The organism is Streptomyces sp. NPDC006235, assembly GCF_040613735.1.
In the GTDB taxonomy this organism is placed as follows: domain Bacteria; phylum Actinomycetota; class Actinomycetes; order Streptomycetales; family Streptomycetaceae; genus Streptomyces.
Genome location: NZ_JBEXSR010000021.1, coordinates 60,578 through 78,705 on the forward strand (window position 1 = coordinate 60,578; position 18,128 = coordinate 78,705).

General features: G+C 68.7%; 11 protein-coding genes and 1 pseudogene. 6 read left to right on the top strand and 6 right to left on the bottom strand.

Translation table 11 applies throughout. The features are described from left to right. Positions 1 to 2: 2 nt before the first annotated feature. The 6 genes from ABZ192_RS24015 (at position 3) to ABZ192_RS24040 (ending at position 10,299) form a co-directional block, all read left to right on the top strand. Complete coding sequence (locus tag ABZ192_RS24015; protein WP_356926500.1) at positions 3 to 1,301, top strand: extracellular solute-binding protein; 1,299 nt, start codon at positions 3 to 5, stop codon at positions 1,299 to 1,301. A gap of 37 nt (positions 1,302 to 1,338) precedes the next feature. Further along, positions 1,339 to 2,313: a sugar ABC transporter permease gene (locus tag ABZ192_RS24020; RefSeq protein ID WP_356926501.1), complete on the top strand. Its 975-nt coding sequence runs from the start codon at positions 1,339 to 1,341 to the stop codon at positions 2,311 to 2,313. A gap of 6 nt (positions 2,314 to 2,319) precedes the next feature. Continuing rightward, entirely contained in the window at positions 2,320 to 3,195 is an 876-nt protein-coding gene (locus ABZ192_RS24025) for a carbohydrate ABC transporter permease (RefSeq protein ID WP_356926502.1), read from the top strand. Positions 3,196 to 3,282: 87 nt separating this feature from the next. Further along, on the top strand, positions 3,283 to 5,547 hold the full coding sequence (locus tag ABZ192_RS24030; protein WP_356926503.1) for a discoidin domain-containing protein: 2,265 nt from the start codon (positions 3,283 to 3,285) through the stop codon (positions 5,545 to 5,547). A gap of 252 nt (positions 5,548 to 5,799) precedes the next feature. Continuing rightward, complete coding sequence (locus ABZ192_RS24035; RefSeq protein ID WP_356926504.1) at positions 5,800 to 8,631, top strand: glycosyl hydrolase family 65 protein; 2,832 nt, start codon at positions 5,800 to 5,802, stop codon at positions 8,629 to 8,631. 642 nt (positions 8,632 to 9,273) lie between these two features. Continuing rightward, positions 9,274 to 10,299, top strand: coding sequence for an extracellular solute-binding protein (locus tag ABZ192_RS24040; protein WP_356926505.1), 1,026 nt, complete (start codon positions 9,274 to 9,276; stop codon positions 10,297 to 10,299). A gap of 588 nt (positions 10,300 to 10,887) precedes the next feature. Here the strand turns inward: ABZ192_RS24040 and ABZ192_RS24045 are convergent. The 6 genes and pseudogenes from ABZ192_RS24045 to ABZ192_RS24070 form a co-directional block, all read right to left on the bottom strand. After that, entirely contained in the window at positions 10,888 to 11,169 is a 282-nt protein-coding gene (locus tag ABZ192_RS24045) for a DUF3459 domain-containing protein (protein WP_356926506.1), read from the bottom strand. Positions 11,170 to 11,406: 237 nt separating this feature from the next. Continuing rightward, positions 11,407 to 11,646, bottom strand: a complete 240-nt coding sequence (locus tag ABZ192_RS24050; RefSeq protein ID WP_356926507.1) for a hypothetical protein — start codon at positions 11,644 to 11,646, stop codon at positions 11,407 to 11,409. A gap of 223 nt (positions 11,647 to 11,869) precedes the next feature. Then, positions 11,870 to 12,484, bottom strand: a pseudogene (locus ABZ192_RS24055) (alpha-amylase family glycosyl hydrolase); the annotation flags it as partial. A 43-nt stretch (positions 12,485 to 12,527) separates the two neighbouring features. After that, on the bottom strand, positions 12,528 to 12,716 hold the full coding sequence (locus ABZ192_RS24060) for a hypothetical protein (RefSeq protein WP_356926508.1): 189 nt from the start codon (positions 12,714 to 12,716) through the stop codon (positions 12,528 to 12,530). 278 nt (positions 12,717 to 12,994) lie between these two features. Then, positions 12,995 to 15,211 (bottom strand): glycoside hydrolase family 3 N-terminal domain-containing protein, encoded by a 2,217-nt coding sequence (locus ABZ192_RS24065; RefSeq protein WP_356926509.1) that lies wholly within the window; start codon positions 15,209 to 15,211, stop codon positions 12,995 to 12,997. A gap of 510 nt (positions 15,212 to 15,721) precedes the next feature. Then, the gene (locus tag ABZ192_RS24070) at positions 15,722 to 18,070 is read right to left on the bottom strand and encodes a glycosyl hydrolase family 65 protein (RefSeq protein ID WP_356926510.1); all 2,349 of its coding nucleotides are present in this window, start codon (positions 18,068 to 18,070) and stop codon (positions 15,722 to 15,724) included. Positions 18,071 to 18,128 lie beyond the last annotated feature (58 nt).

Here is an 18,128-nt window from a genome sequence, read left to right on the forward strand (position 1 = left end):
CCATGAGCACGTCCCGCACCACCACCAGAACCCTCCAGATAGCCTGCGCCACCGTCGCGGCGGCCCTGCTGGCCACCGGCTGCGGCCGCAGCGACGACTCCTCGGCCGCCGACAACGCTCCGGCGAAGATCAGCAGCGGCAAGGCTAAGGGCAAGCTGGTCATGTGGTCCATGGGCGACAAGGCCGACAAGGACTTGCAGAGCCTGGCGAAGAAGTTCGAGCAGCAGAACCCCGGCGTGACGGTGCAGATCACCGCGGTGCCGTGGGACGCCGCCCACGAGAAGCTCACCACCGCGATCGCCGGCGGCAACACCCCCGACATGTCGCTCATCGGCTCCACCTGGATGGCCGAGATGGCCTCCATGAACGGCTTCCAGGCCACCCCGGCCTCGTTCAAGGAGTCCGCCTTCTTCCCCGGCCAGTGGGACACGACCAAGTACAAGGACACCTCCTACGGCGTTCCGTTCATCGCCGACACCTCGGTGATCTACTACCGCACCGACATCACCACCAAGGCCGGCATTAAGGGCGCCCCCGCCGGCGACTGGGCCGGCTACCTGAAGGACCTCAAGACCATCCAGGCCACCGCGGGCAAGCAGAACCCCAAGCTGCGCAACGCCACTCAGCTGCAGGTCGGCTTCAACTCCTGGCTGTTCTGGCTGCCGATGGTGTGGCAGGAGGGCGGTGACATCTACGACGCCGACGCGAGGAAGTTCACGTTCGACACGCCCGCCGTCACCAAGGCCCTGGAGTACTACAGCGGCTTCTTCAAGGACAAGCTGTCGCCGAACGACAAGACCGACGCCCGCCAGAACCTCCAGAACGCGCTGATCGGCACCGTGCAGCAGGGCCCCAGCATGAGCGGCGACCTCCACAAGAACGCACCCCAGCTGGACAGCAAGTGGCAGACCATGCCGCTGCCGAAGGGCACGCAGTCGGCCGGCCTGGCCGGCGGCAGCGACCTGGCGGTCTTCAAGGAGGCCAAGAACGCCGACGCTGCCTGGAAGTTCGTCCGGTTCCTGACCGAGCCGAAGAATCTCGCCGAGTACGCGGACGCCTCCGGCAACCTGCCTGCCGCCGTCCAGTCCTGGTCGGAGGGCCACCTGGGCGACAACCCGAAGATGGCCGCCTTCGAGACCCAGCTGAAGGTCACCAAGGCCCCGCCCGCGATCACCACCTGGCAGCAGATCGCCGACGCCATCGACTCCGAGCTGGAGAAGCTCGCCTACGGCAAGGCCACCGTCGCCGAGGTGCAGAAGACCCTGCAGTCCAAGGCCACCAGCATCGGCACCGGCCGCTGAACCGCCGCCGCATCCCTCGTACGGACGGATGACAACCATGCCCACCAGCACCATCGCCGGGCAGGGCACCCAGAAGCGGGCGGCCACCGACAAGCAACCGGCGGCCCGCCGCGGCACCCCCTCGTCGCGCAGCACCGCCCGGGGACGCCAGGCCCGCGCCGCGTGGATCCTCGCCGCCCCGTTCCTCGCCCTGTTCCTCGCCTTCATGCTGCTGCCGGTCGTCTGGTCGACGCTGATGAGCCTGACCGACACCAAGAGCGCCGACCTGCGCACCCCGCTCAACGTGTCGTTCGTCGGCCTCGACAACTACGTCCGGCTCTTCCAGGACCCGACGTTCTTCACCGCCCTGCGCAACACCGCCGTGTTCGTCCTGGCGGCCCTGCCCCTGACACTGGCCGCCGGGCTCGCCGCGGCAGTCGCACTCGATCGCGGCATCCGACGCTTCCGCGCCGTCTTCCGAGTCGGCTTCTACCTGCCGGTGATCACCAGCATCGTGGCCGTCGCCGTGGTGTGGAAAACCCTCCTCGAGCCCCACGCGGGCCTGGTGAACACCGTCCTCGCCTGGTTCGGCATCGACGGCCCGGCCTGGCTGGCCGACACCCGCTTCGCCCTGCCCGTCATGATCCTGATGGCCGTGTGGCGCAATCTCGGCACGGTCATGATCATCATGCTGGCGGGGCTGCAGTCCGTGCCTCAATCTCTGATGGAGGCCGCCGAACTCGACGGCGCCGGCCCCTGGCAGCGGTTCTGGCGGGTCACCTTCCCGCTCCTGCGCCCGGCCCTGCTCCTCACCGCTGTCACCACCGGCATCGGCTACCTGCAGTTCTTCGACGAGCCGTTCGTCATGAGCGACGGCGGACCGCTGGACTCCACCCTGTCGGCCACGCTGTACGCCTACAAGCAGTTCGGCAACGGCAACTACGACATCGCATCGGCCGCCGGCTACGTCGTCTTCGTTCTCATCATCGCGCTGACCGTGCTGCAGTTCCGCGTCCTGCGCGACAAGGACTGATGCCCCATGACCACGACCACGATCGATCTCGCTGTACAGAAGTCCGTACGGCGCCGCCGCATCCGCCAGGAGTGGGGCCGCCCGTGGCTGTACCTGCCACTCTCCGGCCTCCTGCTGCTGATGGTCACGCCGTTCCTGTGGATGCTGTCCGGGTCGTTCAAGCCCGAGGCGGACATCCGCAAGATCCCGCCCGACCTGATCCCCACCCGGCCCACGCTCACGAACTTCCAGGAGCTGTTCGGCAGCCTGGACTTCACGAGGATGTTCGCCAACTCCGTGATCGTGGCCCTGGCCGTCACCGCCGGGAACCTGATCTTCTGCTCAATGCTCGGCTACGCCCTGGCCAAGCTCGAGTTCCGGGGACAGCGGGCCGTGTTCACCGTGGTCATCGCGACCCTCATGGTCCCGGGCCTGGTCACCTTCGTACCGCTGTACGTCCTGGTGGCCAACATGAAGCTGACCGGCTCCCTGCTCGGGCTGATCCTGCCGTTCCTCGCCACCCCGTTCGGTGTGTTCCTGATGCGGCAGTTCATCTCCACCCTCCCCGACGAACTCATCGACGCCGCCCGCGTCGACGGCTGCCGCGAACTGGCCATCTTCTGGAAGATCATCCTCCCGCTGACCAAACCGGCCCTCGCCACGCTCGGGATCATCACCTTCCTCGGCTCCTGGAACAACTTCCTGTGGCCCCTGGTCGTGGCCCAGAACGAGAGCCAGTACACCCTCCCCGTCGGCCTCGCCCTGGCAAGCAGCGGACAGGACTTCACCCGCTTCGGCATTCTCCTCGCCGGCGCCGTCGTCGTCCTGCTCCCGGTGACCGTCGTCTTCCTGCTCTTCCAGCGCCACTTCGTCGCCGGTATCGCCACCACCGGCCTGAAGTGACCCCCTGCTCCGGCGCCCTTACCTGGCCCCAACGCGCCGGCTTCGCACCACCGCAGTCCAGCACTGCAGCACACGCAAGGAGCCGCCATGAGACCCACCCTCCGGCAACGACGTCGGCCCACTCTCGCAGCCGCCACGACCCTGCTCGCCACGCTCTCCGTCCTCCCGGCAGCCACACCCGCCTCAGCCACTCCCGCACTCAGCAAGGCGCAGGTCTGGCTCACCGACCTGTCCACCGACACCCACCTGGCCAAGCAGGCTCCGGTGACCTGGAAGGCAGGTCCCGTGCCCGACGGGTCGTCCGGCTCGACGATCACCGTGGACAGCACCCGCACGTACCAGCCGATAGAGGGCTTCGGGGCCTCGTTCACTGACTCCTCCGCCTGGCTGGTCGGCACCAAGCTCGACACCGCGCAGCGCAACGCCCTGATGCGCGATCTGTTCAGCCGCCACGACGGCATCGGCCTGAGTGTCCTGCGCCAGCCGATGGGCGCCAGTGACTTCGCCGTGAGCGGCAACTACTCCTACGACGACATGCCCGCCGGCCAGAGCGACCCCACGCTCGCGCACTTCAGCATCGACCACGACCGGTCGTACACCATCCCCCTGCTGAAGCAGGCCGGCCGGATCAACCCGCGGTTGACCGTCATGGCCACCCCGTGGAGCGCGCCGGGCTGGATGAAGACCAGCGGCTCGATGGTCAAGGGTCAGCTCAAGCCGGAGGCTTACCAGGCGTACGCCGACTACTTCGCGAAGTTCCTCAAGGCGTACGCGGCAGCCGGGGTGCCGGTGCGCTACGTCACCCCGCAGAACGAGCCGCTGTACGAGCCGTCCACCTACCCGGGCATGTCGATGCCCGCCGACCAGGCGAAGACCTTCGTCACCGGCTACCTGGCCCCGACGCTGCGCAAGCAGGGCCTGTCCACCCGCATCCTGGGCTACGACCACAACTGGGACGTCACCAGCCACCCCGAGTCCCTGTACACCGACCCGGCCGCCGCACGGGACGTCGCCGGTACGGCATGGCACTGCTACGCCGGTGACGTGACGGCGCAGAGCGTCGTCCACAACGACTACCCCAACGAGCCCGCCTTCCAGAGCGAGTGCTCCGGCGGCACCTGGGAGGGCGACGAACAGGGCGGCTTCGCCGGCGCCATGGACAACGTCATCAACGGACCCCGGAACTGGGCTAAGAGCATCGTCCGCTGGAACATGGCACTGGACACCGACGGCGGCCCCAGAAACAACGGATGCCAGGGCTGCCGCCCGGTGGTGACGGTCGCGCCGAACACCGACGGCAAGTGGACGTACACGCCGACGGCCGACTACTGGGGGCTCGCCCAGGCCAGCAAGTTCGTCCAGCCGGGCGCGCGCCGCATCGCCTCCAACACCCTCGGCAAGGGCAGCATCGAGGACGTCGCCTTCACCAATCCCGACGGCTCCACCGCGCTTGTTACCTTCAACTCGGGTACAAGCGCACGCACCTTCACCGTCGGCTGGGGCAACCGCCACTTCACTTACACCCTGGCCGCGAAGGCAGCCGCGACGTTCACCTGGACCGGCAACCAGAGCGGCAGCACCGACCCCGCCACTATCGGCTCCGTCGACCTCCCCTTCCGCAACCCGGACGGCAGCAAGGCCCTGATCAGCTACGACAGCAGCCTGCTCGCCCAGCAGCCCCAGGTCCGCATCGGCGACCAGTGGGTCGGCTACACCCTGCCCACCGGCGCCTCCCTCACCCCGCCCACCGGCGAGGCGCCCCTGTCCCGCGACGGCTGGCAGGCAACAGCCTCCGCGAGCAGCTCGGACGGCCCCCCATCCCAGGCCATCGACGGCGACCCGGCCACCCGCTGGAGCTCCGGTCACGGCATGCAGCCGGGCGACTGGTTCCAGCTCGACCTGGGCTCCACCCAGACCTTCGACCAGGTCGTCCTGGACACCAGCGCCTCGTCCGGTGACTACGTCCGCCAGTACGAGGTGTCCACCTCCGACGACGGCACCACCTGGAGCAAGCCGACCGCCGTCGGTGCCGGCAGCACGGTGACCCGGATCCTGCTGCCCTCCACCACCGCCCGCTACATCCGGGTGACCAACACGGCCGACTCCGGCAGCTGGTGGTCCATCCACGAGCTGTCCGTCCTCGCCCCCGACGGCAAGGCCGCCCCTTCCCCCGCGGCGACAGACCACGGCCTGCAGCGAAAGAGCGCGGCACTGCCCGACGGCACCCGGCTGACAGCGGTCTACAACTCCGGCACGAGCCCGGCCACGTTCGACCTCCCGTGGGGCGGCACAACGTACAGCTACCGGCTGCCCGCCGGCGCAGCTGCGATTTTCACCAACCGCTCGGCCTGACCCCAGACCCACCCCCCGACTCCCCCCACATTCCCCTCGTGGTCTGTGTCCTGCACGGCGACGCCGCTCTGCGAGCCGCATCGGCAGGCCGTCGTGGCACAGCCACACGTTCCACCCCGAGGAGGTGGCATTTCGATGAAGGAATACGGTGAGACCGCAGGCGACGCAGGAACGAGGCCCGGTACCTCGCGCCGCAGCTCGGCCTGGGCCCGATTCACGGCCGCGGCAACAACCGCGGCGTCAGCGGTATCCATGGTGATCAGCCCGGGTGCCCGCGCCAGAGCCGACGCGAGCGTACGCCTTGGGACCGCGCAGTCGATGGTGCCGTCGGCGACCGTCCGCCCACGCGCCCGCGCACGCACCACCAGGAGGACAGCGTCCATCGGGCTGGCCCTCGCCGGCCTGCTCCTGGGCACGGCAGCCGTGCCCGCCTCGTCCACGCCCGAACTGGGTAAGACCGGCGACGGCGGCTGGGTACTGAGCACGACCGACACCTCGAAGAACTACTCCCCGACGTTCGTCGGCAACGGCTACCTCGCCGCGCGGGTGCCCGCGGCGGGCCACGGATACGGCAGCGTGCCCATCACCACCCAGTCCCAGCTGGCCGGCTTCTACGGCGCTCCCTGGGAAGGGGCCGAGGAGCGAGCCAGCCTGCCGACCTGGACCACACTCGGCTTCGGCCGCGGCGGCGACGGCGGTGTCTACGGCATCGGCGCCTGGTCCTGCGGGTTCAACCAGCTCTGCCCGGCCGCGTACGGGAAGATCTCCGGCGGCGCGTTCGTCGAGAACTCCCATCCTGGTGGGATCGTGGGCGGCTACCTGGCAGGCTTGAACACCGGCGGGCCGACGGTCGGCGGCACCGGCGTCGTCCCGATCCGTGACGCGCCGGCCGGCAAGGCCACGCTGGCCATCCGGTACGCCAACGGCAGCGGCACCCCGCAGACCATCCACCTCGACGTCAACGGCACGCTCCAGCAACTGACCGTTCCCGACTCGGGCGGTTGGGACAAGTGGGCGGTGATGACCCTGCCGGTGATGCTGAAGGCGGGCGCGAACACACTCGCGATCACCGTCAAGGAGGGTGACACGGCGCGGGTGAACGTCGACTACCTCGCGGCGTATCCGGAAGGCGCACAGCCACCCACCGGCATAGCCCCCCTGACGGTCGGCACCGCCAGCAAATACCGGCAGTCCCTTGACCTGCGCACCGGGGTGCTGAGCACGTCGTTCGACTGGACCTCACCCGCAGGCGACACGACCAGCTTCGCCTACGAGGTCAACGCCAACCGCGCCGAAGGCCACCTGGGCACGGTGAACGTGCGCGCCGTACCGCACTGGAGCGGAACGGCCACCGTCGTGGACCAGTTCGACGGCCGGGGCCTGCACCGCGCCTCGACCACGAACCCGCGCGTGGACGGCAAGAACGCGACGCTCTCGACGACCGTCGTCACCGCCGGAAAACTCGCCACCGCCGGCCTGAACTCCGTGCTGCGCGTCAACGACAAGGCCGTGCCGACCAAGGCGATGGCCGTACCCGACGACGGCAGCGCCGCACAGAGCGCCGCGTTCCCGGTCCGCGCCGGCCAGACGTACCGGATCACCAAGTACGTGGGCGTGGCCTCCAACGTCGACACCGACCGGCCGCTGAAGGACGCGACCCCGCAGCAGGCCGCCGCGGACACTGCGGCCCGCGCCGCCGAAGCCGGTTACCGGACGGCGATCGACCGCAACAACAAGGCATGGTCACGCCTGTGGAAGTCGGACATCTCGATTCCGGGTGACACCGCCATGACGGCGCAGATCCGCGCGTCGATGTTCTACCTGCTGGCGAGCATGCGCGCCGGGGTCGATTGGAGCACCGGCCCGGGTGGACTGTCCTCGGACGGCTATAGCGGTCACGTGTTCTGGGACATGGAGACCTGGATGTACCCGGCGCTGCTCGCCCAGTACCCCGATATCGCCAACGGGGCGAACACCTACCGGCAGAAGCTGCTGTCCGCGGCCGAGGCGAACGCCGCCAAGCTGTCCACGCCCAGCCAGCCGATCAAGGGCGCCAAGTTCGCCTGGGAAAGCGCGCTGACCGGCAAGGAGACCGCCCCCGACCCCTGGGGCACGTACGAGGTCCACATCAACTCCGACATCGCCCTGGCTCAGTGGCAGTACTACCAGGCGAGCGGCGACAAGGCGTGGCTGCGGGACAAGGCATGGCCGGTGCTGAAGGGCATCGCCGACTACTGGGCCACCCGCGCCGTACCCAACTCCTCCGGCGGCTACGACATCAACGACGTCATGGGACCGGACGAGTACCACTACCCGGTCGACAACAGCGTGACCACCAACGCCGGCGCGCAGGCGTCACTGCGCATCGCGATCCGCGCCGCGCACCTCGTGGGCCGGACCGCCGACCCGGTGTGGAAGAAGGTCGCCGACGGCCTGAAGATCCCGGTGGACACGAAGCTCAACATCCACCCCGAGTTCGACGGCTACAACGGCCAGATCGTCAAGCAGGCCGACGTCACCCTGCTGCAGTATCCGTGGGCTGTGCCGATGTCGCCCAGCCTGGCCCAGAACGACCTCGACTACTACAAGGAGCACACCGACCCCAACGGCCCGTCCATGACGGACGCGATCGCCGCCATCAACGGCGCGGCTCTCGGATCGCCGGGCTGCCAGGTCTACGACTACCTGCGCAACAGCGTGGAGCCGTACCAGGCCGCACCGTTCAACCAGTGGTACGAGACCCGCAACGGCGGGGCGTTCAACTTCACCACCGGCCAGGGCGGCTACCTGCAGGAGTTCCTCTACGGCTTCACCGGGATGCGCTGGGGAACCGACGCCGTCACCATCGACCCCTTCCTGCCGCCGCAGCTGCCGGGCGTCAACATCACCGGGGTGAAATGGCAGGGGCGCACGTTCGACCTGTCTGTCGGCCAGCAGACGACGAAGCTGACCCTGCGCTCCGGCAAGCCGCTTCCCGTGCGCGTCGGCATCGGCAGCGACGACGTGCGCAAGGTCAAGCCCGGCACAGCGCTGAAGGTGCCCACCAGGCACCCGGCAGGCGACGCGACGCAATGCGAATCCTAAACAGGCCGAGCGCGGATCCAACCGACCCGCAATCGCCGTAGCCGCCGGCCCGGTCTGTAAGTCAGGGCAGACCGGGCCGGCCCGCCCACTCCTCGGCCGGTGGCATCCGGGCTCTCCGGCCGAGAGGATGCCGAGGACGCAGTGCCTGACCAAGGCGCCGCGCAGTGTCCGCCCATCTTCAGTCCCTCGCCGACGCGTTGGTGATCCTGACCGCGAGCGAGTCTCTGCACCAGGCCACCGCCCTACTCGGCAGCCAGCCGCATCTCCGGTTGATCCGCGAACCGGTCACCACCGAGGACAGCTTCGTACGGCGATCGACAGGTAATCACCCGTGCTCCGGTGAGAGCCGACGGCAACCGGTTCGCCGCGTCCGCCCGCACCTGCCCACCGCCTGAGCCACGTCGAACGCGATGACGGCCGGGCCGCGTTCGACCTCCCTCCGACATCGCGGTCTGCTCGGTCGGGTGGCTGGTGGCCTCGCACATGACCTCGCTCGTGGTTCGACCGAACTCCCCACAGCCGAAGGACCGACCACCGAGGACCGCCGCCCAGCGAGCCCATCCGGCGGCACCATCGATCCCACCCCACTGGTTTCCGCCACTCTCTCGTTCCGCACCGCCCGTTCAGCAAGGAGCCCCGTCCGTGCGCACCACCCGTCCCACAACCAGAACCCTGCCGATAGCCCGCGCCACCGTCGCAGTGGCTCTGCTGGCCGCCGGCTGCGGCCTGACAGACGACTCCACGAACGCCGACGCCCCGGGGAAGAGCGGCAGCGGTAAGGGCCGGCTGGTCATGTGGTCCATGGGCGACAAGGCCGACAAGGACCTGCAGAGCCCGGCGAAGAAGTTCGAGCAGCAGAACCCCGGCGTGACAGTGCAAATCACCGCAGTCCCGCGGGACGCCGCGCACGAGAAGCTGACCACCGCGACCGCCAGCGGCAACACCCCCGACCTTTCACTGGTCGACTCCAGCTGGATGACGGAGATGGCCGCCACGAACGGCTTGCAGGCCACCCCGGCCTCGATCAGACCGTGGCTGTTCTTCCCGGGGTCGTGGGACACCACGACGTACAAGGGCACTTCTTACGGCGTTCCGTTCACCGCCGACACCTCCGTGATCTACTACCGCACCGACATCACCGCAAAGGCCGGCATCAAAGGCGCCCCGGCCGACGACTGGACCGGGTACCTGAAGGAACTGAAGGCCATCCAAGCCACCGCGGGCAAGAAGAACCCCAAGCTGCGCCACGCCACCCAGCTGCAGACCGGCCTCAGCTCCTGGCGGTTCTGGCTGCCGATGGTGTGGCAGCAGGGCGGCGACATCTACGACGCCCCCGCCAGGAAGTTCACCTTCGACTCACCCGCGGTCGCCAAGGCCCTGGAGTACTACAGCAGCATCTTCAAGAACGGCCTGTCACCGAACGACAAGACCGACTCCGGGCAGGACTTCCAGAACGGGCTGATCGCCACCGTGCAGCAGGGCGCAAGCATTGGTGGCAACCTCCACCTCAATGCTCCCGAGTTGGACGGCAAGTGGAAGACCATGCCCCTGCCGCAGGGCGAGCGGTCCGCCGGCCTGGCCAGTGGCAGCGACCTGGCGGTCTTCAAGGACGCCAAGAACCCGGACGCGGCGTGGAAGTTCGTCAAGTTCCTCATCGATATCGACTGACCCTTCAGGCCAAGGCCACCAGCATCGGTACCGGCCGCTGAACCGCCGGTACCAGGCGGCAGACTGCAGGCGCAGCCTCTGAGCGAGGCCGACCGGGTCACCCCCTCAACAGCCGTAGCGTGCCGCTGACCTGAGCGACAGTTGCTGCTGAGGCCAACGGTTGAACGATCGGCATGTGAACCGTTCGATCGCCGCAAGGAGTTCCGGGGGCGGTGTCGGGCGCTAGCAGCCACTACACCTGGCGGCCGTCCACGACGGCGATGATCAAGTTTGGACCGGCCTGTTCGAGGTCGAGGCCGGGGCGCGTCTCGCCGAGTTCGCACGCCGCAGCGAGAGCATCGATGACAAAAAAGTACGCAGGCCCACTGAGCTGCCCACTGCTCGACCACCCCGCACGCAATGACCGCCCATTACGCCCGGCTGTCGGACGAACGGCCACGGCCCGTCCGAGCACATGGGTGGGGACCAGGGCCTGTCCGGTCGGCGGGGAGGAACACCGGACAGGCCCTGGTGGATTCGGGTGCGCCAGGGCGCATCAGTCCTGGTGCAGCAGGACCGTGGTGTCGGGGGGCAGCAGCCCGTCCTTGGTCAGCGGTCCTGAGGCGAGGAGGGGCCGCAGGCGTCGGGAAGTGGTATCGGCTGGTCGGAGAGGTTGACCGCGCACAGGAGGCCGTTGCCGCGTTCGAAGAGGAGTGTGTCGGCCGGACCGTCCAGCCAACGGAACTCTTCGCCCCGCAGGCTGGGGTGGGTGCGGCGCAGGCGCAGGGCGGAGCGGTACAGCTGGAGCATGGAGGTGCGGTCGGCCTGGTTGGCTTCGGCGGTGTAGGACTTCCAGTCCTCGGGCTGGGGCAGCCAGGGCGTAGCGGACACGGAGGTGCTGAAGTCGAAGGGCGGGGTGTCGCCGGTCCGGGGGAGGGGGACACGGCAGCCGTCGCGGCCACGGATCGGTGGGCCGAGCGTTCCCAGGTGGGGTCCTGGAGGAGTTCTTCCGGGATGTCTTCGACCTCGTAGAGGCCCAGTTCCTCGCCCTGGTAGATGTACGCCCCGCCGGGGCGGGCGAACATAAGGAGGGCGGCCGCTCGGGCGCGGCGGGTGCCGAGGGCGAGGTCACTGGGGATCGGCCGGTTCCGGAACAGGGTCTGCCCCGGTGTCGGCGCGGCCGTAGCGGGTGACGTGGCGCGTCTCGTCGTGGTTGGAGAGGACCCAGGTGGCGGGGGCGCCGACCGTGGCGAGGCTGGTGATGCTGCGGTCGATGACCTCGCGCAGCTTGTTGGCTTCCAGGGGGCACTTGAGGAAGTCGAAGTTGAAGGCGGTGTGGAGCTCGTCGCCGCGGAGGTAGTCGGGCATGCGGCCGGGGCGGACGTGGGCCTCGGCGACGAGGACGCGGGGGTCGGGGTAGCTGCCGGCGATGGCCCGCCAGCTGCGGAAGATCGTGGATTCCGTCGTGGTCCCAGTGGGGGTGGTCCTCCTGGCCCTCCGCCGTCAGGACCGAGAACTCGGTCAGGTCGAGGTCGGGCAGAGCCTGGTCCTTGACCATGCCGTGGGCGACGTCGATACGGAAGCCGTCGACACCCAGGTCGAACCAGAAGCGCAGGATCGACTCGAACTCGGCCCGGACCTCCGGGTTGTCTCAGTTCAGGTCGGGCTGTTCGGGCGCGAAGAGGTGGAGGTACCACTGGCCGTCGTCGGTCCGGGTCCAGGTACGTCTGCCGAAGGGCCGCGTACCAGTCGTTGGGCGGCAGCGAGCCGTCCTCGCCCCGGCCGTCGCGGAAGACGTACCGGGCCCGCTCCGGTGAGCCGGGGCCGGCGGCGAGTGGTGCTGGAACCAGGCGTGCTGGTCGGAGGTGTGGTTGGGGACAAGGTCCAGGATCACCCGCAGGCCGAGTTCGTGGGCCTCGGTGATCAGCTTCCGGGCCTCGTCGAGGGTGCCGTACGTGGGGTGGATGCCTTGGTAGTCGGAGACGTCGTAGCCGCCGTCGGCCAGCGGGGACGGGTACCAGGGGGTGATCCAGATCGCGTCCACACCGAGGTAGGCCAGGTACTGCAGGCGGGAGCGGAGGCCGGCGATGTCGCCGGTTCCGTCGCCGTCGCCGTCAGCGAAGCTGCGTATGTAGACCTGGTAGATCGCGGCGGAGCGCCACCAGGCGTCGTTCGCGGAGTCGTTCGTGGGGGCCGGGTTGCTCATGTTGCTCGGTCCTGACTGTTCTGAAGAGCGGTGGGGGTGGGTGTCAGCCCTTGATCGAGCGCTGGAGCGGCGCCCTGACGAAGTGGGTTTGCCGGAACAGGAACACGAGGATCGTGGCGGCCATGATGAGCAGGGCGCCAGCGTTCAACAGGGCCTGGCAGGTGCTGTATTTGGTGGTGAACTCCTGCAACGCACCTGCCGTCGTTCGCTTGTCGGGGTCGTCGATCAGCACCAGGGCGAGCAGGAACTGTCACGACTCCAGGGTGTTGGCGCGGCGCGGCGCACGTTCCGGTGCAAGGTCTGCATCACAGGGGCTTCACAACCGGCTGCCGCGTGACGGACCTCGGGAACACTGGAACAGGGCTGAGCTGCTCAGGTCGCAGCCAATCCATCTTCACCACTGGTTTGGGCGTCGTCGTGCCAGCTGGACGATGTGCGGCGCCACGCCGCGGTCCCCCATCACAGCGACGAGGCACCGCAGCTCGTTGAACCGTGGCAGCGTGGCGGATGTCATGGCTGGCTGAGGGTGAAACGGGCGCGAAGCAAGTCGGCGGCGCGTGAGCTGTGGCCGACGAGCAGGTGGAACGCTCCGGGCTCGACGATCCGGCGCCCTTCGGCATCGACCAGGGAGCATGCCGCGGCGGGGATCGCCAACCGGACGCGCACGCTGTCACCGGGTGGGATCGCGACCTGCCGCCAGGCCTTGAGTTCCTGCTGTGCCCACGTGACGCTCGTGATCAGGTCGCTGATGTAGGCCTGCACGGTCTCCAGTACCGGTCGAGTGCCGGTGTTGGAGACGGTTACCTCGGCGCGAACCACTCCGTCCAAGGCGACGACTTCGTCGAGGATGGCCAGGTCGGTGTACTCGATGGTGCTGTAGGACAGGCCCTCCCCGAAGACGAAGAGTGGTTCCTGGGTCAGGTCGGCGTAACGGTCACCATGCTGGCCGCGCACCTGGTTGTAGTAGACAGGCTGCTGCCCGACATGGCGTGGCACGGACAGGGGCAGGCGTCCCGACGGCTCGATGAGACCGAGGACGAGCTCGGCCACCGCCTGACCGCCTCGCATGCCTGGGTTGAACGCCTCGATCAGCGCTGCCGCCGCCAGCGCGGCATCGGGGAGTACCGAGGGCTTGCCGTGGACCAGCACCACGACGACGGGTGTGCCGGTGGCGACGAGCGCCTCGAGGAGGGCGACCTGTCCGCCCTGCAGCTCCAGGGTCGCGGTCGAGCAACTTTCACCCGTCAATGCAACGGTGTCTCCGACAACGGCGACAACGTAATCAGCCGCGCGCGCGAGGCTCACCGCCTCCGCGATCAGAGCGTCGTCCACGGGCGCGGGCGCAAGCAGGGGCGGACGTGGCTGTCCGTCGGGGTACACCGGTCCTTGTGGGTCCGGCACGAGACGCTCGATGTCGGCGCCGCGGGCGTAGGTGACCGTCCACCCGTCGGGAACGGCTGCGCGGAACCCGTCGAGCACCGTCGTGACGGTCTCGCGCGGGTGTCCGTCCGGCATCCAGTCCACTTGGCCCGATGCGCCGGCCCAGTCGCCGAGCATGGCCTGCGGGTCGTCGCCGTTGGGACCGATCACGGCGATCGTGCGAGGGCCCCCAGCGGTGACGGTGTGGCCCTGACCGTCTATGGTCAGTCCGCCGTCGAGGGGCAAGGTGCCGTCGTTGCGCAACAGCACCAGGGACCTTCGGGCGAGTTCTAGGTTGAGGGCGGTGTGCTCGGCGCACCCGATCACGTCGGCCTGGCGTGTCCGGTCCGGCGCGCGGGGGTTCTCGAACAGGCCCAGTTCCAGTTTGAGTTTCAGGATCCGCCGGACCGCCTCGTCGATCGTCTCCTCACTTAGCCGCCCCTGCGCGACTGCTTCCTGGGCGGCCTCGAAGAAGTCCGGCGTGGTCATCACCAGGTCGTTTCCGGCCTGCACCGCGACCACTGCAGCTTCTACGGCATCTGCGCAGACCTTCTGCTCCCACACCATCCGGCCCACGTTGTCCCAGTCGGTCACGAGCGTGCCGGTGAACTCCCATTCGCCCTTGAGGACGTCGTTCAGGAGCCACCTGTTCGCCGTGATCGGGACCCCGTCCATCGCCTGGTAGCCGAGCATGAACGTGCGGCAGCCCTCGCGAGCAACCCTCTCGAACGGCGGCAGGAACCATGCGCGCAGCTTGCGCCGGCTCAGGTCCGCCTCGCTCGCGTCGCGTCCGCCCTGCGTCTCCGAGTAGCCCGCGAAGTGCTTGGCGCAGGCCAGAACTGCTGTCGGGTCGTCCAGTCCCGCTCCCTGATACCCGCGGACCATCGCGGCGCCCAGCTCCCCGATGAGCAGCGGGTCCTCCCCGAAGGTCTCGTTCACACGGCCCCATCGCAGGTCGCGGGTGATGCACAGCACCGGCGAGAAGGTCCAGTGGATGCCCGTCGCGGCGACTTCTACCGCGGTGGCCCGGGCCATGCGCTCAACGAGCTCGGTGTCCCAAGTGCAGGCCATCCCCAACTGCGTGGGGAAGATCGTGGCACCCGGCCAGAACGAGTGGCCGTGGATGCAGTCGTCAGCGACGAGCAGCGGGATGCCCAGCCTGGTGGCTGCCGCCAGCTCGACGGCAGCGAGCATGCGCTCGGGCGAGGCATGCAAGATCGACCCGGCCAGCTTCGTGGCCACGACCTCCTCCAAGTCGCTCCGGGCGTCCAGCTGCAGCATCTGGCCGACCTTTTCCGGCAGCGTCATGCGGGCGAGCAGATCCTCGAGGCGTTCCTCGAGCGGTCTCGAAGAGTCCCGGTATGCCGGCGAGGTCGTGGCCGCTGAGCCCGCGGGGCGCTCTGGGCGAGAGGAGGACTCCGATCCCGGCCCCCGGCACGCAGTTACCGGGTTCCGGTGTGCTTCTGAACTCATGAGTTCGATCTCCTGGGAAACTGTCGAGACGGTGCATCAAACGCCGTTGCCTGCGGGGGTACGCCCACAAGCGCGATGGCCTTGGCCACGTTGCCGAACCGCTCGGGCTGCGGACCAAGGTGTCGCAGGCGGGCGGCACCGCTTCGCTCAGGGATCCGTGGGCCCCCTTCGCGTCCGCGGGCCACCAGTCGCAGTTGCTTGTTGCCCTGGGCCTGATGCGCCGCCACTACGGCTTCGGTGATAACCAACTTGCGGCGAGCAGCAACCGCAAGGTGGATGGTCAGGCGGTGGCCGGATTGCCTGTCGCGGCGCTGATGGACGCGGAGAGGGACCGCGAGCTTGCGGTCACACTCTCCTCGACGTGCCGGCGAGGTCACTGGTGGGCAGCAGGTCAGGCCGGCGGGTCGGCAGGATCAGTGGTGCGCCCTGACGCAGTGTGTGTGTCGCGCCCGCGACCTCTACTTGCGTCGGGAGACCTCCGGTCAGCGTGACCGTGGTGTGCTCCGGGCCGATCTCGACGTCGAACTCGCGTCCCTGCCACAACATCCGGCGCAGGGTGAGGCCGTCCAACTGAGGTGGCAAGGTCGGTTCGAGCCTGAGTCGGTCCTCACGCCAGCGCATCCCGCTGAAACCGTAGAGGAACACCTGCAGGAAACCTCCCTGTCCGGTGGTGAACGTGAACGCGCCTCCGTGACGTCCCTCGGCGAACTGGTTGAACGGTCCGCGCATGAACGGGTCCACGCTGCGCCGCATGAAGTCGTAGGCCGCGGACCCGGGCGTCCCCAGCGCGGCGTGGGCGATGGAGTGGATGGAGTCGGTCATGGACGGCCCGTCAGGGTCGGTGCGCGGCACGTAGTAGTCGAGATCGTTCCGCGCGACCTCGGCGGGCATGGGGTGCTCCCAGGGATACTGCAACATCACCACGTCGGCCTGCTTGATGGTCTCGCCGTCATAGCCGTCGAACTGCGGATGGATGCCCAGATCCTCGTCGAACGGGACCCGCAGGCCGTCGGCGACCCGGTCCCACTCGGGGTCCGCGGCCACGCCCACGACCTGTGCCGCCCGGGTGGCGATCCGCAGGGTCTTAGCGGCCGCGACGTTGGTGTACACGCTGTTGTCGACCGGGAAGTGGTATTCGTCCGGACCCATCACCTGCTTGATGTCGTAGCCGCCGTCGTCGTGGGGAACGGCGGAGCTCACCCAGAACTCGGCGGCACCCTTCAGCACCGGCCAGGCCTTCTCGGCGAGCCAGACGCGATCGCCGGTGGCGAGGTAGTACTGCCAGTGGGCGAGTGCGACGTCAGCGGTGATGTGGTGCTCGAGGTCACCCATTTCCCAGCCGGGTGGGGTCTGTTCGTCTCCGTGCAGCGCGCTCTCCCAGGGGAACCTCGCGCCCGCGAACCCCGTTCGGGTCGCGTACTCCTGGGCCGCGGCCAGACGCTGCTGCCGATAGGTGTTCATACCCGCCGCAATGTCCGGGTGCTGGGCCAGCAGCGCTGGATACATCCAGGTCTCGGTGTCCCAGAAGACGTGCCCGTTGTAGCCGTCGCCGGACAGGCCGCAGGGGGACAGGCTCCAGTTCACCCCGGCGCGGGTGCTCTCCAGCAGGTAGAACATGCTCGCGCGGACCTGCAGTTGCAGCGCCGGGTCCCCGAGGACCTCGATGTCGGCCCGCCACAGGTCGGCCCACGCCGCCTCGTGCTCGGCCAGCAGGCCCCTGTACCCGGTGTCCGCTGCGGCCGCCGCGGCGGCGCGAGCAGCCGGCAACGGGTCTTCGGAGTCCTGGGAACTGGCCACGCCGACGTACTTGGTGACCGTGTACGTGCTGTGGGCCTTCACTTCGAAGGTTGCCTGCACACCAGCCGACTGGACCTCGTCGGTCTCGAACTCGGCGACGTGTGCCGCCACCCCGGTGGGCAGTTCCAGTCGCGACGCGAGCGCCACGGTGATACCCGTGCCGAGCGTCGTCACCGTCTCGTACGACTCGGCCGCCGTACCGTCGTAGCCTTTGCTCGACTGTTCGGTCAGCCTTGCGCTGGTCCCGTCGAAGACCCCGGACACGCGCGCGCTGCCACTCCAGTGCGGGGTGAAGGTGAGCTGGACCGCGGCCACCCGATGCCGGGCCTGGTGGACCAGTACCTGGTAGGTGAGATCGGTGCGGCGGCCCGCCGGTGAGGTCCACGTCGCCTGTGTGGACAGCAATCCGGCCCGCAGGTCCAGTGTCTGCCGGTAGTTGCTCACCGCTCCCTGCTCCGGGTCATCCGGTTCGCCTGTGCGCGCCGCCTGTGGCAGCCGGCCGTAGGTGCCCGACTCGTCGGAGAAGGCGAGCGTGGACCAGGTCGGGATGTTGGCGTACTTCTCGACCGGGCCGTCCTGGGCGAAGAACCCGGCCAGGTGCGCCTGGGTTTCGATCGGCGTCGTCGCGTATCCCGTCCCCGCCGCGGGGATCCGGCCACCGAAATAGCCGTTGCCGAGGAAGGTCGGCGCGTAGTCGTCGTCCGTTTCGGTGGTGCTGAGCGTCCACTCGGTGTCGGGCCGGGACTTTTCGGTGGCGCCGAGCTGGGGCTCCCGATCGGCGGGGACGTCGCCCGTGGTGGTGTGGTCGTCGTGCCCTGAAGGAGCGTGCTCGGGCCGCGTAGGTGCCGGGTCGTGGGTGTGGTTGTCCTGGTCGGAGGGATCTCCGTGGGGGGTCATGCGTGCCCTTCTCGGATGGGTGTTGTCGTGGGGGTCGTGGGCTGGGAGCGCTTGCCGG

Excerpts from the sequence above, each read along its gene's own strand:
- ABZ192_RS24035 (WP_356926504.1), top strand. The coding sequence starts at position 5,800 with ATGGTGATCAGCCCGGGTGCCCGCGCCAGAGCCGACGCGAGCGTACGC.
- ABZ192_RS24015 (WP_356926500.1), top strand. The coding sequence starts at position 3 with ATGAGCACGTCCCGCACCACCACCAGAACCCTCCAGATAGCCTGCGCC.
- ABZ192_RS24050 (WP_356926507.1), bottom strand. The coding sequence starts at position 11,646 with ATGCCCGACTACCTCCGCGGCGACGAGCTCCACACCGCCTTCAACTTC.
- ABZ192_RS24030 (WP_356926503.1), top strand. The coding sequence starts at position 3,283 with ATGAGACCCACCCTCCGGCAACGACGTCGGCCCACTCTCGCAGCCGCC.
- ABZ192_RS24070 (WP_356926510.1), bottom strand. The coding sequence starts at position 18,070 with ATGACCCCCCACGGAGATCCCTCCGACCAGGACAACCACACCCACGAC.
- ABZ192_RS24020 (WP_356926501.1), top strand. The coding sequence starts at position 1,339 with ATGCCCACCAGCACCATCGCCGGGCAGGGCACCCAGAAGCGGGCGGCC.
- ABZ192_RS24065 (WP_356926509.1), bottom strand. The coding sequence starts at position 15,211 with ATGACGCTGCCGGAAAAGGTCGGCCAGATGCTGCAGCTGGACGCCCGG.
- ABZ192_RS24025 (WP_356926502.1), top strand. The coding sequence starts at position 2,320 with ATGACCACGACCACGATCGATCTCGCTGTACAGAAGTCCGTACGGCGC.